Origin of the sequence: Actinoplanes ianthinogenes (assembly GCF_018324205.1) — a bacterium.
Taxonomy (GTDB): domain Bacteria; phylum Actinomycetota; class Actinomycetes; order Mycobacteriales; family Micromonosporaceae; genus Actinoplanes; species Actinoplanes ianthinogenes.
The window spans coordinates 9,566,445-9,593,087 of the sequence record NZ_AP023356.1; the positions used below are offsets into that span (position 1 = coordinate 9,566,445).

Genomic DNA, 26,643 nt, shown 5'->3' on the forward strand with positions numbered 1-26,643 from the left:
GCCCCGAGCAGATCATCGAGCCGGGATCGCGGTCACTACCGGTGACCACCGCCTCGGGGTGTGGCCAGGTACACCATGAAACACATCAGCGTTCTTGTTCCGGAACCATTAACGGAGCCTTAAGAAACCTTGAGCGTGTCGCGGACCCGCCGAATGCTGGGCCCTCCCCCATCGGCAAGCATCGTTCAGGAAGGTCCACTATGACCGCTCCCCACCACCGCCGTCCCGGGCGGCGGACCCGCTGGCTGGCAGCCGGCACGATCGGCCTGGTCGTCGCCGGTCTCGGCGTCGCCGGCATCACCGAAGCCCTGGCCGCCGCCAGCGGCACCCTGGTCAGCTCCGCGAACGGCAAGTGTCTGGACGTCACCGGCGGCAGCACCGCCAACGGCAACCAGCCACAGATGTGGACCTGTTCCACCGGGCCGAATCAGAGCTGGACGCTGGCCGACAACGGCCAGGTGCAGGCGCTCGGCAAGTGCCTGGACGTGGCGAACAACGCCACCACCAACGGCGCGGTCGTGCACCTCTGGGACTGCTACGACGCCGTCGCCACCCAGAAGTGGACGCTGACCGCCGGTCGCGACCTGGTCAACGTCGCGGCGAACAAGTGCCTCGACATCAAGGACAACAACCTCGCCGACGGCGCCAAGCTCCAGCTCTGGGACTGCTCCGGCGGCGCTAATCAGAAGTGGACGTTCTCCGGCGGCACGACCACGCCGACCACGCCGGCCACGCCGCCGAGCACCGTGCCGACCAACCCGGCCAACCCCGACCTCGGCCCGAACGTCACGATCTTCGACCCGTCGATGAGCGCGTCGACGATCCAGAGCAAGCTGAACTCGGTCTTCAACGCGCAGGTCAGCAACCAGTTCGGCAACGCCCGGTACGCGCTGCTGTTCAAGCCGGGCACCTATGCCAACGACGTCAACGTCGGGTTCTTCACCCAGGTGGCCGGGCTCGGCCTGACCCCGGACCAGGTGACCATCAACGGTCACGTGCACGTCGAGGCGGACTGGTGGCCGGACGGGTCGCAGAACGCCACGCAGAACTTCTGGCGCTCGGCCGAGGGTCTGTCGGTGACCCCGGGTGACGGCCTCGACCGGTGGGCGGTGTCGCAGGCGGCGCCGTACCGGCGGATGCACGTGCGGGGCAACCTGGCGCTCTCCGACGGCGGCTGGTCCTCCGGCGGCTTCATCGCCGACTCCAAGATCGACGGGCAGATCCAGTCCGGGACGCAGCAGCAGTTCCTGACCCGCAACTCGGCGATGTCGAGCTGGTCCGGCTCGAACTGGAACCAGGTGTTCGTCGGCTCGACCGGCGCGCCCGCGCAGAGCTTCCCCTCGCCGCCGTACACCACGGTCGGCTCGGCGCCGACGATCGCCGAGAAGCCCTATCTGTACGTCGACGGCGCCGGCGCCTACCAGGTGTTCGTCCCGGCGCTGCGCAGCAACGCGTCCGGCACCACGTGGGCGAACGGGTCGCCCGCCGGGACGTCGCTGCCGATCAGCACCTTCTACGTGGTCAAGTCCGGGGACACCGCGGCGACCATCAACGCGGCCCTGGCCGCCGGCAAGAACCTGCTGGTCACCCCGGGTGTCTACCACCTGAACCAGACGCTGAACGTGACCCGCGCCGGGACCGTGGTGCTCGGCCTGGGCCTGGCCACCTTCGTGCCGGACGGCGGCGTCGACGCGATGCACGTGGCCGACGTGGACGGGGTGCGGATCGCCGGGCTGCTGCTCGACGCGGGCACCACCAACTCGAACATCCTGCTCCAGGTCGGGCCGGCCGGGTCGACGGCGTCGCACGCGGCGAACCCGGCCGTGCTGTCCGACGTGTTCGTCCGGGTCGGCGGCGCGATCGCCGGCAAGGCGACGGTCAGCGTGCAGATCAACAGCAACAACGTGATCGGCGACCACGCCTGGATCTGGCGGGCCGACCACGGCAACAGCGGGACGGTCGGCTGGACCACCAACACCGCCCGCAACGGGCTGGTGGTCAACGGCAACAACGTGACGTTCTACGGCCTGTTCGTCGAGCACTACCAGCAGTACCAGACGATCTGGAACGGCAACGGCGGGCGGACCTACTTCTACCAGAACGAGATGCCGTACGACCCGCCGAACCAGGCCGCGTACATGAACGGGAACACCCAGGGGTGGGCGGCGTACAAGGTGGCCGACTCGGTCACCAGTCACGAGGCGTGGGGGCTGGGCAGCTACTGCTACTTCAACGTGAACTCGTCGGTGGTCAACGCGCGGGCGTTCGAGGTACCGGCGGTGAGCGGGGTCAAGTTCCACGACATGGTGACGGTCTCGCTGGGCGGCACCGGAACGATCAGCCACGTCATCAACAACACCGGCGCGGCCGCGAACAGCGGTCACCAGGTCACCTATCTGACCGCCGGGCCGTGATGGGCGTGCCCGGGAGCGCCCTGCCCCCGCGCTCCCGGGCACTCACTCCAGGTCGCCGGCGAGCCACCGGCCGAACATCCGCAGCTCCACGGCGTCCAGGCAGTCCAGGTCGTCCTCACCGGCGGCGACCTGGGCGGCGTCGTCGCCGAGCACGGCGCGCATCTGGCGGCGGAACACCGTCCACGGCGGCCCGTCCGGCGCGGCCGGGTCGTCGAGCACCTTCAGCGCACGCTCCCGGCCGTGCCGGGTGACCTGCCCGACGAAGAACATCACCGACGGGCCCAGCGGGGACTTGGTCATCCCACCCGCCTCGCGGTAGGCCGTGTACAGGTCCATCGCCCGCTTCCGGGCCGCGACAGCCGCTTCGGTACGACCGGCCGCCCGCTCCAGGCGCTCCAGCATGCTCCAAACCAGCCAGGGTTCGACGGCCGCGCCGTAGGGTGCCAGGCAGTCGAGCGAGCGCCTGATCTCCCGGCGCGCCTCGTCGTGGCGGTCGAGTTCGAGCAGCATCAGCGCCACGTTGCCCCGCGCCCGGCCCTCCGAGGCCAGGTCGTTCATGGTGACGAACAGGTCCGCCGCCTGCCGGCCGAACGCGACCGCCTCCTCGAACCGGCCCATCAGGGCGTAGACGTTGCCCAGTTCCAGCAGGCAGCCGGCCTGGCCCTTGCGGTCGTCCTCGCGGACCCGGATCGCCAGGGACTCGCGGAACGCGTGCTCCGCGGCGTCCGGCTGCCCGGCCTGGGCGTGCACGTCGCCGATCTGGTGCCAGAACCCGGCGACCATGAGCGGCTCGCCCAGCGTCTGGAAGGTGTCGCGGGCCTGCTGCTTGGCGTGCAGTGCTTCGGCGTACCGAAGCTGGGCCTGGCGGACCGAACCGAGCTGGGCCCGGGAGATGGCCGCGGCCCGGACCTCGCCGGCTTGCGCGAAGCGCGCGATCGCCTCCTCGAAGGATTCCCCGGCGTCGATCAGCCGGCCCAGCGCGAGCTGACTGTTGCCGATCTCCGCGAGCACCGTGGTCTCCAGCCCCTCGTCGCCCGGGATCTCCCGGGCGCGCCGCTGCGCCTCGGCGAACGCCACCAGCGCCGCCTCCGGATCGTCGGCCTCGGCGAGCACCTGGCCCAGGCTCAGGTAGGCGGTCGCGGTGTCGTGGGCGGCCAGCGGGTAGGCGTCCGGGCCGGCGGCCAGGCATCGGTCGACCAGGTGCTGGGCCGCGGCCCGCGCGGCCGGCAGGTCGCCGCTGTCCAGCAGGCGCGAGGCGTCCGACGCGTCGGCCTGGAAGCGGGCGCCGGACCAGCCGGTCAGCTCCGGCTTGGCCTGCTCGCGCACCCGGATCGCGTGCGCCGTGGCCCGCGGCCGGCCCAGGTCGCCGAGCAGGGCCAGAACCTCGTTGGCGGCCGTGACGACCTCCTCCGCGGGCCGCCGGCCGGCCAGCGCGTCCAGCATGCCGAGCAGGTTGGGGATCTCCAGCACGGTCAGCTCGCGGGCCCGGTCGGCGTCCGCGCCGAACTCCCAGCGCCGCAGCCGCGCGGTCAGCGCGAGCATGGCGTCGGCCCAGCGGGAGCGGAGGTCCGCCGCCCGCTCGTCGGTCAGCTCGCCGAGCAGGTAGGGGGCCAGGCCCGGGTCCAGGCCGAGGTGCCCGTTGTCCAGGTCCTCGGCGAGGCCGACCTCGATCAGCTCGGTGGCCAGTTCGCGGGCGGCTTCCAGCCGGAGCCCGGTGGTGGCTTCCAGGACGCTGAGGTGCACGCCGCCGTGGCAGACGGCGACCGCCGGCACCTGCTCGCGGGCGCGGGGCGACAGGCGGCGCAGGGCGAGTTCGACGCTGGCGTACAGCGAATTCTCCCGATCGCCGGGATGCCGCTCGTCGAGACGGGCCATCAGCGTCCGCAGGTCGGCGGTGGTCGCGGTGACCCCGCTCCGGGCGACCTCCCGGGCCAGCAGCACCAGCGCCCGGGCGTGGCAGGCGACCGCCTCCACCAGGTCGGTGATCTGCTGCGGCGCCTCACCCGCGTCCGTCGCGGGCGGGGTCCAGCCGTGCTGTTTCATCACCTCGCCGACCAGCTCGACCGCGTCCGGGCGGTCCAGTGCGCCCAGCTCCCGGACCTGGCCGTGCCTGCCGAACGGATCGGGCAGCGGCTCGCGGGTGGTGAAGACGAACCGGGTGCGCGGATCGGCGTGCAGCAGGCCGCGGAACAGGGCGAAGATCTTCGCGGGGGCGTCGGCGTCGTCCGGCAGGACGCTCTCGCAGTTGTCGACCACGACGATGGTGGCCTGATCGGTGAGGGCGCGCTCGACCGGCTGGGCGGCGACCTCGAGATCCGGGTACTGCGCGACGGTGTACCGCGGGCCGGTCAGCTGCCGGCCGAGGGTGTCCAGCACCGCCCGGGCGTCGCGGTGGTGCTCCAGATTGACGAACGCGGCCCGCTGGAAACGGCCGGTGCGGACCAGCCAGCGGGCCAGTTCGATGGTCAGCGTGGTCTTGCCCTGCCCACCGATGCCGCGGACCACGGCCCAGTCCTGCCGGTGCAGCAGGCGTTCCAGGGCGAGCAGCTCCCGGCTGCGGCCGCGGAACCGGTGCTCCGGGGCGTCCGGCAGGTCGCCGAGGCTGAACCGGCGGCGCGTGGCCTCCAGGCGCCGGACCGCGGCCGGCGGGATCTTGGTGATCAGTTGCGGATCCTGTTCCTCCTGGTAGAGCACCGGCACGAACCAGTCCTGGAGCAGCAGCTCGCCGGCGCCGAGGACCCGGCCGCGGGCCCGGTCGGCGTACAGGGCCTGCTGGCCGGCCAGCATCGCGGCGCCGACCCGGGCGCCGCGGGCCAGTTCGGCATAGAAGCGCTGCACGAACCGGCGGGACGTCTCCACCAGGACGCTGTGGCTCATCGCGACGACCGAGGTGACGCCCTCGTCGAGCAGCCGGGCGGCGACCGAGGCGGTGGGGTCCCGCTCCGCGGCCGCCGACTGGCAGGCCTCCAGGAAGACCAGTGGGATCCGGTGCCGGCGGACCAGGCCGGCGAGCTGGGCGGCGTCGATGAGGTCGAGGCGGCGGCGTTCCCGGTCGATCGGGTGCTCGAAGCAGAGGGCGCCGTCGACGCCGTGGCCGTCGAAGTGCACCACGTCGTACGGAAATCCCTGATCTCCGTCGTGCAACGCCTGTTGCAGTGCCGCGTAGGTGGGCGGCTGGAGGATCGTGAGCCGGGCCAGCTCGCCGAGGTTCTCCACGGCCTCGACCAGCGGGCGGGCGGTGGCCCGGTGGTCGAGGTAGGCGATCGGGTTCTTCTCGGCGTCGGCCTCCGGGCGCGGGCTGACCAGCAGGATCCGGACCGGGAGGGCGGTCGGGCGGTCGGGCTGGCGCCGGCGATTCGGCAGGCGGCGGCGGACCCGGACCGGCTCACGACCCTGGAAGAGCCAGCCGCGGCCGTCGTACAGGAGTTCCCAGGGCAGCGACAGCAGGTCGGTGGCGGCCTCGCGGGCGGCGGCCCGGTCCGTCTCGGGGGCGCCGCGGGGCAGGTCGCCGTAGACCATGACGGAGAACCGGCGGTCGGCGCCGTCGGCGGCCTGCTGCCAGGCGGTCAGCGCCTCCCAGGCCTCCTCGTCGGCGAGGGCCGCCGCGTGCAGGGCGCCGCCCCAGGCCGGGAGCTGCTTCTGGATGCCGTCGGCGCGGCGGCTGAAGACGCCGACCGGCCAGAGGTGGTACTCCTCCAGGTACCAGCGCAGGTCGGCGGCCTCGATCGGGCCGAGCGGGGCGAGGAAGGGGTAGGGCAGGCTCTCGACGGCGCGGGCGCCGGGGCCGGCCGGTTCGTAGATCAGGGTGGCGGTGGCGCGGATCCGGCGGTTGCCGTCGACGTCCTCGATCCGGGGGTCGGTGAGTTTGAGGATCAACTCCTCCACCGGTTTGGCCTCGGGGACGGCGAAGGGCTGGGGGTCGTCGGGGGCCTGGCGGCCGAGGGCGGCCAGCAGGGCCGGGAGGGCGGCGCCGAGGCCGTCCGGGCCGAGCTCGACCGGGACGGGGCGCTCCGGGAACCAGAGGTCGAGGGCGTCCGGGGTGATGCCGGGCAGCAGCAGCGGGACGATCCGGAAGTCGTCGCCGGTGCGGGTGAGGGCGGTGGCGATCTCCCAGCGGACCTGCGGGGAGTTGACCGTGCTGGGGCTCAGGACGACCAGGACGTGTGCGGCGCCGGCGATGGCCGCGGCGATCTCCGGGGTGAGTTTGCTGCCGGCGCGTAGTTCGCGGGCACCGACCCACACCGGTATCCGCAGGTCTTCCAGGCGCCGGCGGAGGTCGGCGGCGAACGCACGGTCCTCCGGCGCGTGCGAGATGAAGACCGCGCCCGTCGACGTCGTCACCGATCCCACTGTGCCGGGCCGCGCCGATGCCCGCTTCCGCCACACGGCCGACCCGTTCCGGGTGCCCCGGGCGCCGGCAACCGAACGGCGACCCGAGGGCCACCGGACTGCGATCACCGGAGCCGGGCGGGGGACGAAGAGAACGGTGAACCTGGCGGCAAGCCAGGCGCCGCTCTTCGAAAGGGTCTTCCTTGCGCTCTCTCCTCCGCAGCTTCGCCCTGGCCGCCTTCATCGTCCCGGCCGCGGCCGGCATCATGATGACCGCGTCCCCGGCCGAGGCCGCGCCGGTGAAGGTCAAGGCCGCCGAGCAGACCCTGCAGGCCGACATCATCCGGCTCACCAACGTGCAGCGCACCGCGCACGGCTGTGCCGCGCTGACCGAGAACGCCCAGCTGACCGTCGCGGCGCGTGGTCACTCCGCGTGGATGGGCCAGACCGGCCAGTTCTCGCACACCGGCCGCTCCGGCTCCGACTTCGTGGTCCGCTCGAAGGCGGCCGGTTACGCCCGCCCGTCCGCGGAGAACATCGCCTGGGGTTACCGCAGCGCGGACGAGGTCGTCGGCGCGTGGATGCGCAGCCCGGGCCACCGCGCCAACATCCTCAACTGCAAGTCGAAGACGGTCGGCGTCGGCGCGGTCTACTCGGCCAACGGCGCGCCCTACTACACCCAGGACTTCGGCTACTGATCGTGATTCCGGCCCCGCCGCTCCCCCCGGAGCGGCGGGGCCATTTGCCGTTCCGGGGAGTCCGCGCCTCCCGTGTCAGGCGAAGATCGTGCCGAGCTGGGCGAAGGTGAACAGGTGGTCCTCGATCGTCTGCTCGGCCGGGGGTGCGGTGATCGTGACCGGCAGGCCGTAGTCGGAGTAGGTCAGCACCGTCGCGGGCTCCACCGCGTCCGCGTCCGTGCTGATCCGGCTGAACCGGCCGGCGACGTCCAGCTCCGCGGTGCAGACCGGATCCGTCGCCGCCCGCGCGCCGGCCTTCACCGTGCCCTGGAACATCCGGTCGGCGGTCCGCGCCGGTCCGCTCATCCCAGATGCGGCCCGGGCCGGCGTCCACGGGAAGTCGGTGCCGAACGCGAGGACCGTACCGGACGGCTCCGGCGCCACCTGGTGCACCCATTTGCCGAGGTCATCGGCGTACTGCCCGGCGTAGACGCTGAACCGGGGCTCCGCGGTCAGCTTCACGTAGAGGTCGTTGCCGATCCGGCGGACCACATAAGCGTCCCCGATCAGTTCCCAGTCGCCGGTGGCCGGGTCGACCGTCCCGGACGCCTTCTCCTCGGACCTCTCCCCCTTCCCGAAGATCACCGTGAATCGCGCGCTCTCGGTCCCCAGCCGGCTCGCCGCCTGCGCGAGCGCCGCCGCCGGGTCGGCCGGGAGCGCCGAGCTCGCCATCGGAGCAGGCTGTCCCGTCCCGCCCGGAGTCGCCGCATCCGAGGTGCAGCCGGCCAGCGTCAGCACGCCGGCCAGCAGCACGGTCCCCGCCGTGAACCGCCGCAGTTGATCATGCACGGCGGCCACTATAGAAGACTCAGCCGAACGTCGCCGTGGTCAGTCGTTCCCGAACCGGGCCGCCAGGCTGGAGCTGATCCACTCCAGGTGAACGGTGAAGTTCGCCTCGCTGGTGGCCTTGGCCACCACCACCCCCGCGTCGACCGTGACCTTGACGCCGAATTCGACCGCGATCCGGTCCGGCGGGTCCGGCATGCCGAGCATGCTGTCGCGGATCGCCGCGGCGGCCGGGCGGACCCGGTCGATCGCCTTGTGCAGGGTGTCCGAGGCATTGGAGATCATCTCGGCGGTGCGGCCTGCGTTCTCCAGGCTGCCCGGCTCGTCCGGCACTTCGACCAGCACCGTGCCGCCATCGTCCAGGGACATCTTCACGACCTGTGTCATGCCGCGGATTCTATCGACGTTGATCAACCGATCAGGCGCAGGGCGGGTCGGCCGGGGCGTTCTCCCGGCGGATCAGGTCCTGTTCCTCGCCGGTGAAGGGCCGGGCGCTGAGCCGGCACAACCGCTGGAACCACTGGTCCGGGTCGAGCGGGATGACCCGGCTGCCGGCCGGCCCGCGGGAGACGAGCTGGTCGCCGATCAGACGCCAGGTCGCGCCGAGACCGGGCGCGCTGATCCGGGCCAGCGACAGTCCCGGATCCACGTCCCACACCTCGACCTCGCCGGTGATGCCGCCGAGAACGAGGTGCCCTTGCGGGGTGAATCCCACGATCGCGTTCTGGTTCCCGCTGGTCACCGGCCGGCGCCGGGGTGGCGCCGGATCCAGCTCCCACACCGCCGTCTCGGTGATGCCGGCGACGGCGAGCCGATTGCCGGTCCGGTCGAACGCCACGGCGTCACCGTTGCGGAACGCGCCGGCGTCCAGCCCGAACAGCATCCGGCGTTCGGTCAGGCTCCAGAACAGGACCGCGCCGCCGGGGTGCACCACGACGACCTGGTCGGGATGGCCCGGCCGGACCGGCCCGAGCATGTCCATCCCGGCGTTGAGCCGCTCCTGGAGGCTGCCCGTGCTCAGCGGCAGCGGGTCGGCCACCTGCCGCCCGGTTCCGGTGTCCCACCAGCTGAGCAGTCCGCGGTGCAGGACCGCGAGCCGATCCGGCCCGGTCAGGGTGACCGTGGTGTAAAGATCGTCGACGGCCGCCGGGGAGAGGGCGCCGAAGTCGGGCTCCGGCAGCGGCGACCGCCAGCGCAGGTCCAGCGACGGCAGGGTGTAGGCGGCGACCGCGTCCGGCTCGGCGATCAGCAGCGTCCGGCTGTCCGCGGTGATCACGAACCCGGCGCCCCAGGTTCCGAAGCCGCTTCCCGGTGGGCGCCCGGTGGCCGTCGCGAGGGACCGCCCGGTCGCCGCGTCGGTGACCTCGATCCGTCCGCTGTCGCGCACGATGACCTGGGTCGTCCCGTCAGCGGCCAGCGCGCGGCCGAACTGGTCCTCGACGGACATCCGCTGCTCGACGGCGGGCGTCAGCCGGTTGCGGTACAGGGTGGTCTGCCGCGCGCTGAGCATCACCGGCGTTCCGTCCGGCCCGGGCGCCACGACCCGCGACACCGCCTCGTCGAACAGATCGGCATCGTCGGCGGGCGGCACCTGGTCGCGGTACAGGCGCCCGGTGCGCAGGTCGGTGATCGAGACGGTGACTCCCGCGGCGCGCTCGCCGGTGCTCGCGGTGAGGATCACGCTGCCCTGGTTCGCGTCGGTCTCCGCGGAGTTGCACGATGCGAGACGGATCGTGCGGCGGGCCGCGCCGGACACCGTGTCCCGGACGTGCAGCGTTTCGCCGTCGCAGTCCAGCAGGACGGCACCGTTCAGGGCCGGGGTGAGGTCGGCGCCCGCGGCGCGCCGCCGGACCCGGCCGGTGCTCAGATCGTGCACCTGCGCGCCTCGCGATCCGGTCACCACCACCGTCCCGGCGACGGGCGTGAAGAACACCCGGAAGCTGGAGTCGGCGAACAGCGGGACCGCCGAGGGCACCCGCGCTCCGTCGGCCACCTGCCAGACCCGCAGGTCGGGCTCGTGCCGGGCGCGGTCGGCCACGCCCGCGGCGACCGTGTTCGGTGTCCGGAACACCAGCAGCCGGGCGCCGTCGGCGGAGAACGCGAGGTTGCCGACGGCCAGGGGTACCGGCAGGTCGGCGCCCGGGGAGGCGGCCAGCGTCCGTGGATGCCCGGGGTCGGCGACCGTCCAGACCGTGACCGCTCCGTCGGCACCGGCCCCGGCGACGTACCGGCCGGTCGGGTCGACCCGGAAGGTGTCGTCGCGGCGGGCGCCGGGCAGGTCGAACCGTTGCGGGTGGTCGCCGCTGAGCCCGATCCACCCGACCGGCCCGTCGTCGGTGGTGATCAGGGCGACCCGGCCGTCGTCGCTGCTCTGGATCGTCTCGGCGGTCCCGGTCCAGAGCTGTTCGAAGATCCGGTCGACCGAGGCGAGCATCGCGTACTGGGTGAGCAACGCGCCGTATGCCTCCGCCGTGCCACTGGTCTTCCAGGCCGCCTCGGCGAACTGGAGAGACCGGGCCGGATCGGTGCTCTGGTACTGGGTGGCGTGCGCGGCGAGCTGCCGGGACGCGGTGACGCGCAGCTGGGCGGCCACCTCCGCGCTGCGCCGCACGGCGAGCACCGCGAGCAGGGCGGCGAGGATCGCGAGGATCGACACGACCGCTACGGTCGTCCGCAGCAACCGCAACCGGCGGCGTTCGCGCCCACCGCTGACCTTGATGAAGGCGAGGTCGGCCGCGCCGATCTGGGCGGGCCGCTCGGCGGTCCACCGATCGGCGGCGGCGAGCGCCGCACCGCGCAGCAGCGCGCCGGGATCCTGCTCGGCGTCGGCCCAGCGCCTCCGGTCGGTGCGCAGCTGGTCGTGCCAGGCCAGGAAGTCGCGGTCCTCGTCGAGCCAGCCCCGCAACGTCGGCCAGCTCTCCAGCAGCGCCTGATGGGCGGGCTCCGCGTACTCCGAGTGGATCACCACGAGCCGGCGGGCGGCGAGTTCCTCGACGACCGCCCGCGTCGGGGCGTCCAGGCCGGACAGTTCGAGCGGCCGGCGGCGGAAACCGGTGCCGTCCTCGGCCGGGCGCGCCATCGCGGTCAGCACGCCACGGACCCGGTCACGGTCCGGCGTCGCCAGCCGGTCGAGGACCTCGTCCGCATAGGTCGCCAGGGCGCCCGACACACCTCCGAGCCTGTGGTACGCCTCGATCGTGACAGTGTTGGCCCGGCACCCCTGCCAGAGCAGGTCGAGGGTGAACTCGACCAGCGGGAGGCGCCCGGGTTCGGTGCCGGCGTCGGCCAGGATCCGATCCACCAGTCCCGGCTCGAAGGCGACCCCGCCCGCGGTGATCGCGGCGTGCAGGTCGGCCACGCCCATCGGCGGGACCATCGGGGTGGCCGCCGCCCGCACGGCGGCCGCACTCTCCGCGGTCAGCATGCCCTCCAGCGCCCCGGCCCGCAGCGTGACCACCGCCATGAGCCGGGCCGTCCCGTCGGCACGGGGCTTCGGGCCGGCCACCCGCACCAGGTGGTCGAGCAACGCGATGACCTGGCGGGCGACCTCGGGTTCGGCTTCTTCGAGCTGATCGACGAAGAGCAGCACGCCGGTGTCGCCGGCGTGCTCGTCGAGCTGCCCGGCGAGTTCCCGCAGGGTGTGCTCGGACTCGGTGGCCAGCCGGGCCGCGGGCTCGTTCGCCTCCGGTCCCAGCACGGCGGTGACCAGCCGGGCCACCAGGGACCAGGCGTCCTCACCCGGACGCAACCGGGCCCGGCCCACCGAGGGGCGGCCGGCGGCCGGGCGGTCCGGGCCGAGGCGGCCCATGCGGCGCAGCAGCGGGATCAGGCCGGCCTGGACCAGCGACGACTTGCCGCTCCCGGACGGGCCGAGCACGATCAGCAGCCGCCGGTCGAGCAGCTGCCGGGCGAGTTCGGCGGTCAGCTCCTCGCGCCCGCGGAACCACTCGGCGTGCCGCTCCTCGAACGGCTCCAGGCCGCGATAGGGCGAGACCTCCGCCGGGTCGCGGGCGCTCAGCTGCGGGAAGTGCTCGAACAGGGTGTTGACCGGTATCGCGTTGCAGGTGGTCTCGCCGGTGTAGCGAGAGACCACCATGCCGACCACGGCATCCGACTCCGGGCTGTAGACCGGGGAGCCGCTGAAACCTCCGGCGATGCGCGGGTCGCTGGCGTCGGTCTGGATCTGGAGGAGCCCGGAGGAGCGTTCGTGGCGCATCTTGCCGCCGACCGCGTCACCGATCCCCTCGGGACGCCGGCCGGCGTACCCGAAGATCCGCACCTCCTCGCCCCAGGTGGTCTCGACGAGGTGCAGCCGGGCCGCCACCAGGTCCGGCGGGGGTGGTTCGAGGAGCCGCAGCAGCGCGGTGTCACCACGGCCGGGTCCGTCCTCGGCAACGGTGGCGACGATCTGCGCCCGGGTCGCCCAGTCCTTCGGCCGGCGCGGGAAGTCGACCGCGACGGTGCCGGCGGGTCCGGGTGGGGTTTCGGCTTCCGGGAGCACGTGGAAGCAGGTGAGCAGCAGGTTCGGTGCGACCAGGAAGCCGGTCCCGGCGATGTTGCCGTCGGCGTCCCGGATGCGTGCGACCGCCACCGGTTCCCTGTTGCCCGTCACCCTCACCCTCCCCGGATGGACGGGAACCAATCTATGGGCTGGACGCCGTTGCGGAACAGCCGCCTCACGCCTGGGCGAGATAGCGCAGGCCACGCTTGAGGAAGGTCCGGGGATTGGTGTCCAGGTAGCGGGCCCACGGCGGATGCGGCTCACCGCGCAGCCAGGCGTAGCGGGCCAGGGCGTAGCCGTACATCGGCTCGGTCAGGTAGCCCAGGCGGGAGGTGCGGTAACTGGTCGAGGTGCGCGAGTACTCGAAGGCCGCGTTGGCGGTGAAGATGCCCAGGCCGAAGAAGACGGTGAGCAGGTCGGTGAGCGGCTCGTGGTCCTCGCGGCCGGCGGAGATCCGGCCGTCGGCGAGCAGCAGCACGTGCCCGAGCTCGTGGCCGATGGTCGCGACCAGGGCCATCGGCGCCGCGGCCTGGTCGTCACGGATCCCGATGACGGACCGGCCGTCGCGGACCCGGTGGTGTCCGGCCGCGCCCCGCGACCGCCAGTTCATCGGCACGTGCGCGGACAGTCCCGGCTCCTGGTCGCCGGCGTAGTGCTCCAGCTCGATCCGGGCCGGGTCGATGCCCATGTGTGCGCACAGCCGGCTCAGCACGGAGCGGATGTCGGCCCGGTCCGCGCGGTACGAACCCGGGAAGAATCCGTCGGTCGGCAGCACCACGGTCCCCCGCAACCGGCCGGTCCCGAACTCGGCGACCAGCCAGTCCAGCTGCGTCTCGATCCACTCCTGCTCGACCTGTCGTACCGGGCACTCGGCCCGCCCCCACCACGGCATGCCCCGAGTGTGCGCCACGGCCGCCGATGTGACGCAGCCGTCCCGCCAGAACTCCTCCTTTGGCTATAGACTTTGCATGGTTAACCGCGCCCCTGGAGGAGCGATGAGCGAACGACAACCACACCTTGCCCTGGAAGTGGACGGGAACGGGGCGCACCCGGCCGCCGGCCCCGCCTTCGACGTCGCCACCCTGCGCAGCCGGGTCACCGCCGCCGAGGCGGCGGGATTCGCGCTGGTCACCATCGCCGACTCGCCCCTGCCACCACCGCGCGGCGCGATCGAGGCCGGGGTCCGGGCCGCATACCTGAGCCGGCTCACCCGGCGGATCGGGCTCGCGCCGACGCTGCACGCCACCGTCACCGAGCCGTTCCACCTGGCCACCCAGCTGGCGTCGCTCGATCACGCCTCGCTCGGGCGCGGCGGATGGGTGGTCGGGGCCGATCACGACGCCGCGGCGTTCGCGACCGTCGGCCTGCCGCGCCTGGACGGCCCGGAGCTGCGGCGGGAGCTCACCGACGTGATCGACGTGGCCCGGCTGCTGTGGGACTCGTGGGAGGACGACGCGGTGATCAAGGATCTGGCGACCGGCCGGTTCCTGGACGCCGACCGGGTGCACCACGTCGACTTCACCGGTGAGCGGTTCTCGGTGATCGGTCCGCTGATCACCCCGCGTCCGCCGCAGGGGCAGTTGGTCGTGCTCGGCGCCGACACCCTCGGCGTCACCGACCGCCTCGACGTCGCCCTGATCGCCGCGCCGAGCTTCGACGAGGTCGCCGACCGGGCCCGGCAGGCACGCGAGGCGGGCGCCCCCTGGTCTTCGCCGACCTGGAGGTGCTGATCGGCACCGCCGAGCCGCGGCTCGCCCGGCTGGACGCGGTCGTCGCGTGGGGGACGCCCGGGCGGCTGCGGCTGGTCGGCGACGCGGCGGAGCTGCGGGACCTGATCGAGCGGCTGGGCACTGTCGTCGACGGGGTGCGGCTGTTCCCGGCCGAGCTGGACGTCGACCTGCCACGGATCGCCGCCGCGCTGGGACGCGGACCGGTCGCCGGTCCGACGCTGCGGGACACGCTCGGGCTGGCGCGTCCGGCCAACCACTACGCCGTCGCCGGATAGGAGAGGCACCATGACGCACCGTCTGCACCTGGGAGTGTTCTTCACCGGCGTGGGACCGCAACTGATCTGGACCGATCCGGCGTTCCGGTCACACACGCACATCGACACGTTCGTGGCGACCGCGCAGACGCTGGAGCGTGGGCTGTTCGACGCGTTCTTCCTGGGCGAGGGCTTACGCGTACGGGAAAATCGCGGACGCGTCCACGATCTGGATGTCGCCGGGCGGCCCGACGCGATCACCCAGCTCGCGGCCCTGGCCGGGGTGACCCGACGGATCGGGCTGGTCGCGACCCAGAACACCACCTACAACTTCCCCGCCGACCTGGCCCGCCGCCTGGCGAGCCTGGACGTGATCTCCGGCGGCCGGGCCGGGTGGAACATCGTGACCACCGACAATGCCTGGACCGGGGAGAACTTCCGGCGCGGCGGCTGGCTGCCGCACGAGCGCCGGTACGAGCGGGCCGCCGCGTTCGTCGAGACCGCCAAGGCACTGTGGCGGGGCGAGACGGTGGACCGGCACGACGACCTGATCGACGTGACCGCCGGGCCGACCACGCCGGCGCGGCCGGTGCTCTTCCAGGCCGGGGACTCCCCCGGCGGACGCGATCTGGCGGCCCGGCACGCCGACGTGGTGTTCTCCGCCAACACCGACTTCGACAAGGCCGTCGCCTACGCCGCCGACCTGCGCCGGCGACTCGCACAGTACGGACGGCTGGCGGACTCGCTGCGGATCCTGCCGGGCGCGTCGGTGGTCCTCGGGGACACCCCGGCCGAGGCCGCGGAGAAGGCCCGGTGGATCCAGCGGGAGCAGGTGACCGGGCCGCGCGCGATCGCGTTCCTGGAGCAGTACTGGGGCAAGGACCTTTCCGGGTACGACCCCGAGGGCCCCCTGCCCGACATCGAGCCCGCCGAGGGTGAGCTGGACCCGTCCCGCGGCACCATCTCGATCGAGCACCGGACCGGCAAGGCGGAGCGGATCGCCGGGTGGCGCAAGCTGGCCGCCGAGCGCGGCCTGTCCATCCGCGACCTGGTGATCGAGGTGACGCCGCAGCACAGCACGTTCGTCGGGACGCCGGGGCAGATCGCCGACCAGTGGACGCGCTATGTCCGGGAGCGGGCGGCGGACGGGTTCAACCTGCTCCCGCAGCTGCTGCCGGGGACCATCGAGGACGTCGTGGACAAGCTGGTCCCGGAGTTGCAGGAGCGCGGCGTCTACCGCACCGAGTATGCGGGGAGCACCCTGCGCGAGCATCTCGACCTGCCGGCCTGAGGCTCAGGACGCGGGCCGGACCTTCGCGGCGGCCCGCGGACGGGGCACCCCGTCGACCTCGGTGCAGATGCCGAAGACGCGGGCGTGGCCGGTCCAGCCGTTCACCCGGCCGCGGTTGTTGCTGATCTGCACCCGCCCGGCCGCCGGGTCGAGTGCCGAGACGAGGTGCAGATAGGTCGTCCCGGCGACCCGGGCCAGCACGATGTCGCCGACCTCCAGTCTGGCCGGGTCGACCGGGGCGACGGTGACCAGCTGCCTGCTGCGGATCAGCGGCACCATCGACGACCCGGTCGGCCGGAACCGGATCACGGCCCCGGCGGCCACCCGGGTCGCGTGCGCGTCGAGAGCTCCCATCGACCGCAGTCTCGCGCCGATCCGGCCCGGCACGCCACCGGATTACCCGCGCAGCCGGGCGCGGACCTCCATCAGGGCGAAGCCCAGCAGGTTGAGGCCTCGCCAGCGGGACGGGTCGTCGGCGCGGGGGTCGTCACGGGTCAGGCCGATGCCCCAGACGCGGTCCATCGGGCTGGCCTCGACCAGCACCCGGTTGCCGGTGCCCAGCAGGAATGTGCCCAGCTCGGGGTTCTGCCGGAACTTGGCGAGGTTGCCGGCGACGACGATGGCGAACCGATGCTCGTCCCAGGTCTGCTGGTCGAACGGGGTGACCCGGCCGCCCAGCGTCTTCGCCTGCCGCGGGTGGCCGGCGGCCAGGATGTGCCCGGCCGAGGCGGTGTCCCCGAACAGTTCGGCCTTGCGCCACATCATGTAGTGCTCGGCCGTCGCGAACCGGACGCCGTCGACGGTGAAACCCTCCGGCGACCACTGACTCAGGCAACTCGCGCTGACACTCCCGTCGCGGGACGGCGTGTGCCCCCAGAAATGGACGTACTTGACCCGCTGACCGGACGCCGTGCGGGCGGCCAGGTCGGCGACACTGCGCACCTCGTCGATCATGCCCGGCAGTCTGCCGGAGGGCGCCCGGCCTCGCGCGGCATTTTCCGTACGGTTTGCGGCAACCTGCGAGAGTGACAGTCATGATCATGGCGGATGCCGGCGCGGCCTACATGTTCGTGATGCTCGGGGCCTGGCTGTTCTTCATGCCGTTCGTGATGATCGGGCTCGGCCTGGTCAGCGGCAGTGCGAGCTCGGCACGGACCCGGCGCCTCGGGGTCATCGTCTCCGTCCTGGTGATGACCTGGTTCGTCGCCTCGTTCGCGATCTCGAAGTGGCGTGGTTTCGACGACGAGTACTTCTGGGCCGACGAGGTCAACGGCTCGCTCTGTGCGCTGGGCTGGCTGCTGGTCCCGTGGCTGGTCACCCTGCTGCTCGCCGGGCGCAGCCGGCGGCGGGCCGGCCGTCCGGCACCGGTGCCGGACGACGAGATCCCGGTGGTTCCGGACGACGAATTGCCGTGACGGGAGGCCGGTCCCTAAGGTTGCCGATCATGGGGAGTCGTGAATTCACGGTGGTGCTCCGCGGTTACGACCGCGTCGAGGTCGACAAGGTACTCACGCAGGCGGAGCAGGCTCTCGACTCGGGCAGCGACACCGCCCGCGCGGCGGCCCGGGACGCCCTGGCCGGCGCCGCGTTCACGGTGGTCCTGCGCGGCTACGACCGCGCCGAGGTCGACCGGGCGGTCGCCGCGGCACAGCAGGCCCTGGGCTCGGCCGGCACACCGATCAGCCCGGCGAGCGTCCCCGCCCCACAGTTCACGGTCGTGCTGCGCGGTTACGACCGGATCGGCGTCGACAAGGCGATCGCCCAGGCGCACCAGGCCCTGGACTCGGGCAGCGAGTTCGCCCGCGCGGCCGCCCGCGACGCCCTCGCCGCCGCCGACTTCGCCGTGGTGCTCCGCGGATACGACCGCGCCCAGGTCGACGCCCACGTGCACCGCCTGCGGCAGGCCCTCACCCAGGCCGGCTGATCGAGCCGCTCCCCCGGTGCGACCGGTCAGTCCCAGAAGCATTCCAGGTGGTCGGAGGTCTCGACGGCGTCGGCGTCCACGCAGAACTCGAGGGCGGCGGCGCGGAGGGGTTCGTCGATCTGCGGGGCCCACACGGTCTCCAGGGAGACCCGGTAGTCGTCGCGGTCCGGGCTGACCGCGTAGCCCTGGGCGAACGCACCCGGGTGGGCGCAGACGAACTGGAAGATGTCCCAGGCGGACGGTGCGGCGTTCTGCCGGTCGTCGGGGTCGAGCCACCGGCCCTCGAACAGGGCGGCCAGTCCGGCGGCGTCCAGCGGGCCGAACGACCCGGCCCCACCGGTGAAGGTCTCGCCGTTGCCGAGCAGGTCGATGAAGTCGAGCAGGCGGTCCCGGCTCGCCGCGTCCTTGTTGAACGGGAACGGGTCCCGCGCGGGCGGACGCTTGGCGTCACACAGGGCGGGCCGGACCGGAGCCGTGGTGGGAGCGGCCGCCGCTGTGGTGGCCGCGGCCACCACAGCGGGGTCAGCCGAGGGTGCGGACGGGCCGATGACGGACGTGGCGGCGACGGCGGCCAGCCCGCAGGCGACAGCGACGCCGGCGGACAGCGCGAGGTTCACGGAGCGGCGCACCGGGAGAGTATGCCGCCGGTGATCAACAAGCGCGACCCCGGCCACGGGGCCGCCGCAGCGACCACGCCCGGGAGCCGGTCAGCCGCCCAGGGCCTTGATCAGCTCGGCCTTGGTCATCGTCGAGCGGCCGGTGACCCCGCGGTCGCGGGCCTCGGCGTACAGCTGAGCCTTCGACTTGTCCCTGTCCGAGGACTTCCGGGCGGCCGACGGTTTGCCGAGTTCACGCCAGCTCTTCTCGGTCATCTCCACGCCGAACTTGTCCGCGGCGCGCTTGATCCGGCGGAACGCCTCGTCCCGCTCCTTGTCGGTGACGTCGCGGACCTGATCGAACCGGGCGATCGCGTTGCGCACGTGCTTGGCGTCGTTGAGCGGTTCCTTGCGCAGCCGGGGGAAGGCGAACGTGCTGTCCGACATCGCGTTGCGGTCGGCGGCGTCCAGTTGAGATTTCTTCTTGGCAGCCATGAGCATCGGATACCCGAAACCGCGAGCGCCACACAACGCATCGACGGATTCAGCCGGTGAAGTTCGCCCAGGCGAAGCCCGGCTCCCGCACCTCGCGCAGCGCCGACCGCCGGCGGCCGGCGACGGTGAGCCCGAACGCCTCGTCGGAGGGGAACGTGAGGGCGATCAGGCCCGGCGCCACGTAGATCCGGGTCGGATCGACCGGGAACCTCGCCGGCGCGAGCGGCACCGGGATGAGTCCCTCGACGAACCGGTCCCGTTCCGCCTCGGTCAGCTCGGCCTGCCCCGCGTAGGGTGCCGACATGACCGCCTCGATGAGGGCGAACTGGAGGAGGAAGCCGCTCAGCGGTTCCGCGTCCGGCTCGCCGTCGTCGTAGACCGGCGGGTCGTCGAGGTCGAAATTGATCACCCGGGTCCAGACGCCCTGGTTCTCGTCGGCGAACGGGACACCGTCGAAGTCGTCGTCGTACTCCAGCTCCTCCGGCCGGCGGACGGTGTCCTGCGTGCCGTAGATGATCGGCTTGCGGGCGGCCAGCTCGTAGAAGACCCGGAGCGGCTCGGGCAGCTCCATCGACGGCTCGATCCCGTCCGGCTCCTGCTCCGGGACGTCGGCGTACCAGCCGGTGAGGAACTCGCGCAGCGCGGCGACCCGGTCGTGCTGGACGTCGAGCAGCCAGCCGACGCCGGGGACCGGCTCGTCCCCGGCCGGCCTCGCCAGGTCCAGCGCCCGGGACGGGAGCCGCTTCTCCAGCGCCAGATCGATGCCCTGCAGGCCGGTGTCCGCCGCGGGGTCGCGCGGGAAGTAGCCGTTGTCGATCAGATCCGTCCCGCCGCCGTAGCGGCAGACCTCGCGCAGCCGCCCCAGCGGGAGACAGCCGTCGCTCAGCCGGACGAACCCGAGCCACGGCCGCCGGTGATCGCCGAGCCAGTCGGTCACCGGGCCCGGGAACGGCCGGCGCAGCGTCACGTCCTCGCGGCTGGCGAGCTGGCTGCCGTCCGGTCGCTCCCCCGCCGCCACGATGATCACCAGGGCGTCGCGGCCTCGAGCGTAGGTGACGTCGCCGGCGTCCACCACCTCGGCGTCCGCGCCCGCCCGCCGGAACGCCTCATCCTCCGATACCAGCACGCCGTGATCATAAAGTCCGCCGGCCACGGCTCCGCCGCCAGCTACCGGCCGCGGCAGCGTCAGCAGGGATGGACGGCGGTTGCGGTCCGCGTTTCCCTCGCGACTCCGGTCGCACATTTTCCGTACGGTCGCAGCACCCGTCCGTACCGGAAATGTCGGTCTGAGGCGAAGCGCGGACCCGAGCGGCACGGCTCGTGTGGCCGCGACCGTGAGCGGCGGCCGGTCAGTGGCCGGCGGCTGCCTGGCCTGGCGCCCACGGCGAGATCGGCCGGGAGCGCGTGCTCAGTGTGGGAGCGGGGCTCCCGCCAGGACCAGGAGCACGCCCGCGACGGCCGCGGTGGAGAGAATGAGGACGGGGCCACGGCGGAACGCCAGGGCCAGGAGGGTGGCGCCGGCCAGGACGGCGAACTGCCAGAGTTCGGTGAGGGCGAGGGCCAGCGGGACGGCGGAGCCCAGGATCGCGCCGATGGCGGCCGGAGCCGTGCCGTCGAGGAAGGCTCGGACGTGACGGTTGGCCCGGAGCTGGTCGAAGCGGTCGGCGCCGAGCAGGATGAAGGCGAACGACGGACTAAAGGCGACCGCGGCAGCCAGCAGGCCGCCGGCGACTCCGGCCGCGGCGTAACCGACCACGGCGACCGTGTGAACGACCGGGCCGGGCGTGATCTGGCCGAGCGCCACCGCGTTGAGGAACTCGGCGGCGGTCATCCAGTGGTGCCGGTCGACCGCGTCGGCCTGCATCAGCGGGATGATCACGAAGCCGCCGCCGTAGGACAGCGCGCCGACCTTGACGGCCGTCCAGACCAGCGGGGCCAGGACACCGCCACCGAGACCGGCCAGGGCCAGTGCTGACCCTTGCCGCGGCGGGGCCGAGCCGTCGCGGGCCGCGGGCAGGCGCTGGGCGGCCAGTTCGGCGAAGCCGCAGGCGATCAGCAGCAGGACCAGCCAGGGGCCGAGGGTTGCCGCGCCGGCCGCGCCGAGCAGCAGGTAGGCGAGCCAGCGCGGGCGGCTGCTCTGCTGCGGGGCGCGCTGCCAGCCGGCCGGGATCAGGCTGGTGCCGGCCTGGAGGGCGACCGCGGCGACCGCCGCGCCGGCGCCGGCCCCCGCGGCCCGGACCCACGTCGGCGGGTCGCCGAGGAACAGCGCGGCCAGGGCCAGGATGGCGATCAGGCCGGGCAGGATGAACGCGGCCCCGCCGACGACCGCGCCGGCCCGGCCGCGGACCCGCCAGGCGCAGAAGATCGCCAGCTGGGTGGAGGCCGGGCCGGGCAGCAGGTTGCAGGCGGCGATGGCGTCCTCGAACTCGCGCGCGTCCAGCCACCTGCGGTCGTCCACGCACAGTTTGCGCAGCAGGGCGATGTGCGCGGGCGGTCCGCCGAAGCCGACGCAGCCGATCCGCCCCCACTGGAGCAGCACGGTCAGCAGGTCGGCGCGCGCCTGGACGGCCGGCACTCAGGCGCCCGCCGGCTGGAGCAGCACGGTCAGCAGGTCGGCGCGCGCCTGGACGGCCGGCACTCAGGCGCCCGCCGGCTGGAACAGCTCCACCGGGTTGCCGGCCGGGTCGTCCAGGACGATCTGGCGGCCGCCCGGGCCGGACACCACCTCGCTGCGGAAGGCGACCCCGCTGTCCCGCAGCCGGGCCACCTCCGTGTCGATGTCGTCGACGAGCAGGTGAATACGGTTCCACCCGCCGGGCTGCGGGCGGCGTCCGTCGGGCATCGGGCGGCCCGCCGAGCTGTCCGGCCCGGACAGCAGCAGCCGCAGGTTGCCCCGGCGGACATCGGCGAACGCCGGCAGGAACACCCGGTCCGGGGTGAACCCGAGGTGGGTGGTGTAGAAGTCGATCGCGGACTGCACGTCGTCGACCAGGTAGCGGACGTGCACGGTGCCGTCGGTCATGACGCCTCCTTCGTGGCTCCGATGAGGTGCGCCAGGTGGCCGATCCGGTCGTCGAGCCGGTCGGCGACCTGGCCGAACGTGGCCAGGTCAGCGGGCTCCGGAAGACTCCAGTGGGTGGGCCGGGGATGCCCGGGGAACTCGGGGCAGACCTCCTTGACCCGGTCGCACAGGGTGATCACGTGGTCGAACCGCTGCCCGGCGAACTCGTCGAGGTGCCGGGGCCGGGCACCGCTGAGGTCGATCCCGCGGGCGGCCAGGACGGTCACGGCGAGCGGGTGGATCGGCTTGGGACGGCTGCCGGCACTGTGCGCCTCGACCCGGCCGGCGGTCCGCGCGCGCAGCAGGGCCTCGGCCATCGGGGAGCGGGCGCTGTTGCCGGTGCACAGGAACAGCACCCGCGCGCCGGCCGGTCCGGTGCTGGTGGGCGGGCGCAGGCGCAGGGCCGGGTGCAGGTCTCCCCCGGCGCCGGCCAGCAGGGCCCCGCAGCGGGTGAGGTCGAGGGAGTAATAGGTGTCGCGGCCGTCGGCGCTGCTGCGGCGGGCGGTCACCAGCTCGCTGCGGCGAAGCTTGCCCAGGTGGTAGGAGACCAGGTTCTGCGGCTGGCCGAGCAGGGCGGTCAGCTCACGGACGGCCAGGTCGGTGCGGGCCAGCTCGGTGAGCAGCCGCCAGCGCACCGGGTGCCCGGCGGCGGTGAGGAAGGCCGGTGGTGCGCTCACCCCCGCAGATTACATCAAACCAATTTGATTCATCACCCCGGTCGGGGAACCCGGGAAACGGCCGCTCCACCGTTTCCCGGGGGCATCCCGCCGGTCAGGACCAGGCGCCGCTGCAGCTGTAGACCACGCTGCCGTCCTGGAGGCACAGCTTGAAATGGAGGTCCTTGGTCGGGAACCTCGAGCGCTGCCAGGACGACCACTTGCCCTCGCCGTACGGGTTCTTGTCGACCGCCAGCCGGCGGTGGTGCCAGCCGCTCCACTTGCCGTTCTTCTTGATCCGGTAACGGACGTTGAGCACCGCGGCGAGGCCGTCGTCGCTGGTGTCACCGGCGAACCCGATGGTCCAGACCTTGGTGCCGGACCAGCAGACCTTGCTCCAGCTGACCGCCCGGCCGCCGATCGCCAGCGACCGCTCCCGGCAGTTGTTCGTCCCGCTCTTGGCGACCGCCTTCCACTCGGAGGCGGCCTGGGCCGGCGTGGCCACCGCGGCGAGCCCGCCGGTGGTCAGCGCGAGCGCGGTGGTGCCGCCGACGAGCAGCCGGCGTGCCGTTGCTGTTTTCATCGGAAATCCCCCCAGATTCCGGGTACGAACGTCTTTGCCCGTACCGCTTCGAAACCTGAAGTTACCGACGGACATCGATGCGGTCGTCCGGCCGTGGGTGGAATTCCGCACCCACCCAGCGCGGTATCCGGTACGGCGGAAGTGGTACCAGGGCACGTGCACGCGTTGGCCAGAATGGTCGGATGGTCCGTGTACTGGTGGTCGACGATCAGGTGCTGATCCGGGCCGGCCTCGCCGCGTTGTTGCGGGCCGCGCCGGAGATCGAGGTGGTCGGCGAGGCGGATTCGGGGACCGCCGCGGTGCGGCTGGCCGCACAGCACCAGCCGGAGGTGGTGCTGATGGACATCCGGATGCACGACATGAGCGGCATCGAGGCGACCCGGCACATCCTCGCCCAGGGCGGCGAGCGGGCGCCCCGGGTGCTGATGCTGACCACGTTCGACCTGGACGAGTACGTGTACGACGCGCTGCGCGCCGGGGCGCACGGGTTCCTGCTCAAGGACACTCCCCCGCAGCGGCTGATCGCGGCGGTGACCGAGGTCGCGGACGGGGAGATGCTGTTCGCGCCCACGGTGACGCGGCGGCTCGTCGAGTCGTACACCGGACGGGTTGGGCCGCAGAGCGGACCACGACCCGAGCTGAGCGCCCTGACCAGCCGCGAGTCCGAGGTTCTGCGGCTGATCGGCACCGGGTTGTCGAACGCTGACATCGCGGCCCAGCTGATCATTTCGGAGGCGACCGTGAAGACGCACGTCAACCGGACGATGGCCAAGCTCGGGCTGGCCAGCCGGGCGCAGGCGGTGGTGCTGGCCTACGAGGCGGGCCTGGTGACGCCGGGCCGGCAGGCCTGATCTACACCCCTGGTTGCAGGAGCCCTGCCACGCACGGTTGACGTGTCGCGCGCGCGTGCGGGATACCGTGTGCCGATGCGAGGTCGGGTGCGGAGTTTCGCCCGGCGCCATCCGATCGTCGTCGACGCGGCCCTGGCGGCCGCGGTCCTGTGCGTGAACCTGGCCCTGGGTCATCAGCAGCCACCCGCCGGCATGCGCGCGCCCGACCCGCTCGGCTACGCGCTGACCGTTGCCGCCTGCACGACCCTGGTGTTCCGCCGCTACTTCCCGCTCCCCGTGCTGGTCGCCTACTGCCTGATCTGGACCGGTTACATCGCGGCCGGGTTCTGGCCGGTGGTCAACAGCGCCGGGGCACTGCTCGCCGTCTACACGGTCGCCGCGCACCGGCCGCTGCGCGAAGCGGTCGCCGCGGTGCTGCTGCTCGACGCGGTCTGGATCTACGGCGGGCTGCGCGGTGGCGAGAACGAATACCTCACGCTGCTGTCCCAGGCACTGGTCTGGCCGGTGGTGATCTGCTGGTTCGGCACCCGGGCACGGCGGCTGACCGAGCTGACCGCGCGGCTGCGCGACGAGCAGGAGGAGAAGGCCCGCCGTGCGGTCGACGACGAGCGCATCCGGGTGGCCCGCGAGCTGCACGACGTGGTGGCGCACCACATGGCCGTGGTGTCGGTGCAGGCCGGCCTCGCCTGGTACGTGTTCGACTCGGACCGGGACACCGCGCGGACCGCGCTGGGTGCGGTGCTGGAGACCAGCGCGCAGGCGCAGGAGGAGATGCGCCGGCTGCTGATCCTGCTGCGCAAGGCGCCACTGAGCGGCGCGGACGAGACGACGGCGTCCGGGCTGGCCCGGCTGCCCGAACTGGTCGGCCGGATCCGGGGCGCGGGTCTGCCGGTGGAGCTGACCGTCACCGGCGAGGTGCGGGAGGTGCCGCGCGGGGTGGACGTGTGTGCGTACCGGATGGTGCAGGAGGCGCTGACCAACGTGCTCAAGCACACCGGGCACGGGCCGGCCGCGGTCACCGTGGACTATCGCGAGGACGACCTGGTCGTACGGGTCCGCGACACCGGGCCGTCGGTGCCGGCCGCATCCGCGACCGGCGGGCACGGGCTGCGCGGGATGCGGGAGCGGGCGGCGCTGTACGGCGGCGCCCTGGAGGCGGGGCCGCATCCGGACGGCGGGTTCGAGGTGGTGCTGACACTGCCGTTCCTGGCCGCGGAGTGACGAGAAAGTAGTGGCGAATCTCCGGCCCTCGATCGCGCGCGACGCCGCCGCCGGATGGCAAGATCATCGCCCATGATCGTTGATGCTGATCTCATGGAGACTCGCCGGTGAGGGCGGTCATCGTTGCGGCCGCGGTCGCGTTCGTCATCTCGCTGTTCGGCACGCCGGTGGCGATCCGGGTCTTCAGCGCGCTCAAGGCGGGGCAGCCGATCCGTTCCCTGGGGCTCGCCTCGAACGAGGGCAAGAAGGGCACCCCGGCGATGGGCGGCGTCGCGTTCATCCTCGCGACCCTGGTCGCCTATGTCGCCGGGCACCTGGCGCTGACCACGCTGCCCGAGCGGCAGATCGCGCAGGAGAAGCCGACCATGACGGCCCTCGTCCTGCTCGGGCTGTTCGTCTTCTGCGGCGCGATCGGCTTCCTCGACGACTTCCTCAAGGTCCGCAAGCGCAACTCCGACGGCCTGTCCGCCAAGGGCAAGTTGCTCGGCCAGGCGGTGGTCGGCACCGGGTTCGGCATCGCGGCCCTCTATGTGGCGAGCACCAACGGCCAGACCGTGGCCAGCGAGCACATCTCGTTCATCCAGGACATCAGCTGGCTGAACGTCGGCAAGGTCGGCTCGGTGATGGTCTTCGTCTTCGTGATCACGGCGATGTCGAACGGCGTCAACCTCACCGACGGCCTCGACGGCCTGGCCACCGGCGCCTCGACCCTGGTGCTCGCGGCGTACGCGCTGATCGGGTACTGGCAGTACCGGCACTGGTGCGCCGACGCGACGTACGCCCGCGCGAACGACTACTGCTACCAGGTCCGCGACCCCCTGGAGATCGCCATCATCGCCGCCGCGGCCGCCGCCGCCTGCGTGGGCTTCCTGTGGTGGAACACGTCCCCGGCGCGGATCTTCATGGGCGACGTGGGCGCGCTCGGGCTCGGCGCCCTGATCGGCGGGCTCGCGGTGGCGACCCGCACCACGCTGCTCGCGATCCTGATCGGCGGCCTGTTCGTGATCATCACGGTCACCTGGGTGATCCAGATCGTCTCGTACCGGACCACCGGCAGACGTGTCTTCCGGATGGTGCCGCTGCACCACCACTTCGAGCTGGCCGGGTGGAGCGAGGTCAACATCGTGGTCCGGTTCTGGACCATCGCCGGCGTCTGCGTGGCCGCCGGCCTGGGCGTGTTCTACTCGGACTTCCTGGCGGCCGTCGGCTGACGC

24 protein-coding genes are annotated in these 26,643 nt (G+C 72.7%); 10 read left to right on the forward strand and 14 right to left on the reverse strand.

Translation table 11 applies throughout. From position 1 onward, the window contains the following. Window positions 1-200 precede the first annotated feature (200 nt). The gene (locus Aiant_RS43680; protein ID WP_189330503.1) at window positions 201-2,414 is read left to right on the forward strand and encodes an RICIN domain-containing protein; all 2,214 of its coding nucleotides are present in this window, start codon (window positions 201-203) and stop codon (window positions 2,412-2,414) included. 42 nt (window positions 2,415-2,456) lie between these two features. Here the strand turns inward: Aiant_RS43680 and Aiant_RS43685 are convergent, their stop codons facing one another. Further along, on the reverse strand, window positions 2,457-6,755 hold the full coding sequence (locus tag Aiant_RS43685) for a CHAT domain-containing protein (protein ID WP_189330504.1): 4,299 nt from the start codon (window positions 6,753-6,755) through the stop codon (window positions 2,457-2,459). Between the two features lie 191 nt (window positions 6,756-6,946). Between Aiant_RS43685 and Aiant_RS43690 the strand changes: the two genes are divergently transcribed. Beyond that, window positions 6,947-7,441, forward strand: a complete 495-nt coding sequence (locus Aiant_RS43690; RefSeq protein ID WP_229830008.1) for a CAP domain-containing protein — start codon at window positions 6,947-6,949, stop codon at window positions 7,439-7,441. Window positions 7,442-7,516: 75 nt separating this feature from the next. Here the strand turns inward: Aiant_RS43690 and Aiant_RS43695 are convergent, their stop codons facing one another. From Aiant_RS43695 to Aiant_RS43710, 4 genes are all read right to left on the reverse strand, one after another. Then, the gene (locus tag Aiant_RS43695) at window positions 7,517-8,269 is read right to left on the reverse strand and encodes a hypothetical protein (RefSeq protein ID WP_189330505.1); all 753 of its coding nucleotides are present in this window, start codon (window positions 8,267-8,269) and stop codon (window positions 7,517-7,519) included. 39 nt (window positions 8,270-8,308) lie between these two features. Continuing rightward, window positions 8,309-8,653 carry a CU044_2847 family protein gene (locus Aiant_RS43700; protein ID WP_189330506.1) on the reverse strand — a complete coding sequence of 115 codons (345 nt, stop codon included), beginning with the start codon at window positions 8,651-8,653 and terminating at the stop codon, window positions 8,309-8,311. A gap of 31 nt (window positions 8,654-8,684) precedes the next feature. Then, window positions 8,685-12,878 (reverse strand): nSTAND1 domain-containing NTPase, encoded by a 4,194-nt coding sequence (locus Aiant_RS43705; protein ID WP_189330507.1) that lies wholly within the window; start codon window positions 12,876-12,878, stop codon window positions 8,685-8,687. A 64-nt stretch (window positions 12,879-12,942) separates the two neighbouring features. Further along, window positions 12,943-13,659: a hypothetical protein gene (locus Aiant_RS43710; RefSeq protein ID WP_189330508.1), complete on the reverse strand. Its 717-nt coding sequence runs from the start codon at window positions 13,657-13,659 to the stop codon at window positions 12,943-12,945. Window positions 13,660-13,762: 103 nt separating this feature from the next. On the opposite strand from Aiant_RS43710, the gene Aiant_RS43715 reads away from it, so the two are divergent. Genes Aiant_RS43715 through Aiant_RS43725 form a run of 3 tightly spaced genes read left to right on the forward strand, consistent with a single transcriptional unit; the run spans window position 13,763 to window position 16,042 of the window. Beyond that, complete coding sequence (locus Aiant_RS43715; RefSeq protein WP_212846829.1) at window positions 13,763-14,497, forward strand: LLM class flavin-dependent oxidoreductase; 735 nt, start codon at window positions 13,763-13,765, stop codon at window positions 14,495-14,497. After that, the gene (locus Aiant_RS43720; protein ID WP_212846831.1) at window positions 14,491-14,772 is read left to right on the forward strand and encodes a hypothetical protein; all 282 of its coding nucleotides are present in this window, start codon (window positions 14,491-14,493) and stop codon (window positions 14,770-14,772) included. Before Aiant_RS43715 ends, Aiant_RS43720 begins: the two co-directional genes overlap by 7 nt. Before the next feature lie 10 nt (window positions 14,773-14,782). Beyond that, window positions 14,783-16,042: an LLM class flavin-dependent oxidoreductase gene (locus tag Aiant_RS43725; protein WP_189330509.1), complete on the forward strand. Its 1,260-nt coding sequence runs from the start codon at window positions 14,783-14,785 to the stop codon at window positions 16,040-16,042. A 3-nt stretch (window positions 16,043-16,045) separates the two neighbouring features. On the opposite strand, the gene Aiant_RS43730 is transcribed toward Aiant_RS43725, so the two are convergent. Together Aiant_RS43730 and Aiant_RS43735 are read right to left on the reverse strand one after the other, a co-directional pair. Then, window positions 16,046-16,396, reverse strand: coding sequence for a S24/S26 family peptidase (locus Aiant_RS43730; RefSeq protein ID WP_189330510.1), 351 nt, complete (start codon window positions 16,394-16,396; stop codon window positions 16,046-16,048). Window positions 16,397-16,438: 42 nt separating this feature from the next. Continuing rightward, window positions 16,439-16,996 (reverse strand): riboflavin biosynthesis intermediates N-glycosidase, encoded by a 558-nt coding sequence (locus Aiant_RS43735; protein WP_189330511.1) that lies wholly within the window; start codon window positions 16,994-16,996, stop codon window positions 16,439-16,441. Window positions 16,997-17,076: 80 nt separating this feature from the next. On the opposite strand from Aiant_RS43735, the gene Aiant_RS43740 reads away from it, so the two are divergent. Continuing rightward, entirely contained in the window at window positions 17,077-17,457 is a 381-nt protein-coding gene (locus tag Aiant_RS43740) for a hypothetical protein (protein ID WP_189330512.1), read from the forward strand. 29 nt (window positions 17,458-17,486) lie between these two features. Next, entirely contained in the window at window positions 17,487-17,966 is a 480-nt protein-coding gene (locus Aiant_RS43745) for a DivIVA domain-containing protein (RefSeq protein ID WP_189330513.1), read from the forward strand. A 26-nt stretch (window positions 17,967-17,992) separates the two neighbouring features. On the opposite strand, the gene Aiant_RS43750 is transcribed toward Aiant_RS43745, so the two are convergent. From Aiant_RS43750 to Aiant_RS43780, 7 genes are all read right to left on the reverse strand, one after another. Then, entirely contained in the window at window positions 17,993-18,595 is a 603-nt protein-coding gene (locus Aiant_RS43750; RefSeq protein ID WP_189330514.1) for a hypothetical protein, read from the reverse strand. Between the two features lie 78 nt (window positions 18,596-18,673). Then, entirely contained in the window at window positions 18,674-19,057 is a 384-nt protein-coding gene (locus Aiant_RS43755; protein WP_189330515.1) for a DUF6582 domain-containing protein, read from the reverse strand. A 49-nt stretch (window positions 19,058-19,106) separates the two neighbouring features. Then, window positions 19,107-20,183: a hypothetical protein gene (locus tag Aiant_RS43760; RefSeq protein ID WP_189330516.1), complete on the reverse strand. Its 1,077-nt coding sequence runs from the start codon at window positions 20,181-20,183 to the stop codon at window positions 19,107-19,109. Between the two features lie 282 nt (window positions 20,184-20,465). After that, on the reverse strand, window positions 20,466-21,632 hold the full coding sequence (chrA, locus tag Aiant_RS43765) for a chromate efflux transporter (protein WP_189330517.1): 1,167 nt from the start codon (window positions 21,630-21,632) through the stop codon (window positions 20,466-20,468). 63 nt (window positions 21,633-21,695) lie between these two features. Then, window positions 21,696-22,079, reverse strand: a complete 384-nt coding sequence (locus tag Aiant_RS43770; RefSeq protein ID WP_189330518.1) for a VOC family protein — start codon at window positions 22,077-22,079, stop codon at window positions 21,696-21,698. Further along, window positions 22,076-22,795: an arsenate reductase/protein-tyrosine-phosphatase family protein gene (locus tag Aiant_RS46815; protein ID WP_189330519.1), complete on the reverse strand. Its 720-nt coding sequence runs from the start codon at window positions 22,793-22,795 to the stop codon at window positions 22,076-22,078. Before Aiant_RS46815 ends, Aiant_RS43770 begins: the two co-directional genes overlap by 4 nt. Before the next feature lie 94 nt (window positions 22,796-22,889). Then, window positions 22,890-23,357 carry a hypothetical protein gene (locus tag Aiant_RS43780; RefSeq protein ID WP_189330520.1) on the reverse strand — a complete coding sequence of 156 codons (468 nt, stop codon included), beginning with the start codon at window positions 23,355-23,357 and terminating at the stop codon, window positions 22,890-22,892. Between the two features lie 182 nt (window positions 23,358-23,539). Between Aiant_RS43780 and Aiant_RS43785 the strand changes: the two genes are divergently transcribed. From Aiant_RS43785 to mraY, 3 genes are all read left to right on the forward strand, one after another. Next, the gene (locus Aiant_RS43785) at window positions 23,540-24,208 is read left to right on the forward strand and encodes a response regulator (protein ID WP_189330521.1); all 669 of its coding nucleotides are present in this window, start codon (window positions 23,540-23,542) and stop codon (window positions 24,206-24,208) included. Between the two features lie 75 nt (window positions 24,209-24,283). Further along, the gene (locus tag Aiant_RS43790) at window positions 24,284-25,429 is read left to right on the forward strand and encodes a sensor histidine kinase (protein WP_189330522.1); all 1,146 of its coding nucleotides are present in this window, start codon (window positions 24,284-24,286) and stop codon (window positions 25,427-25,429) included. A 107-nt stretch (window positions 25,430-25,536) separates the two neighbouring features. Then, a complete protein-coding gene (gene mraY / locus Aiant_RS43795) occupies window positions 25,537-26,640 on the forward strand; it encodes a phospho-N-acetylmuramoyl-pentapeptide-transferase (protein ID WP_189330523.1) in 1,104 nt (367 codons plus the stop codon). The last annotated feature ends 3 nt before the right edge of the window (window positions 26,641-26,643 follow it).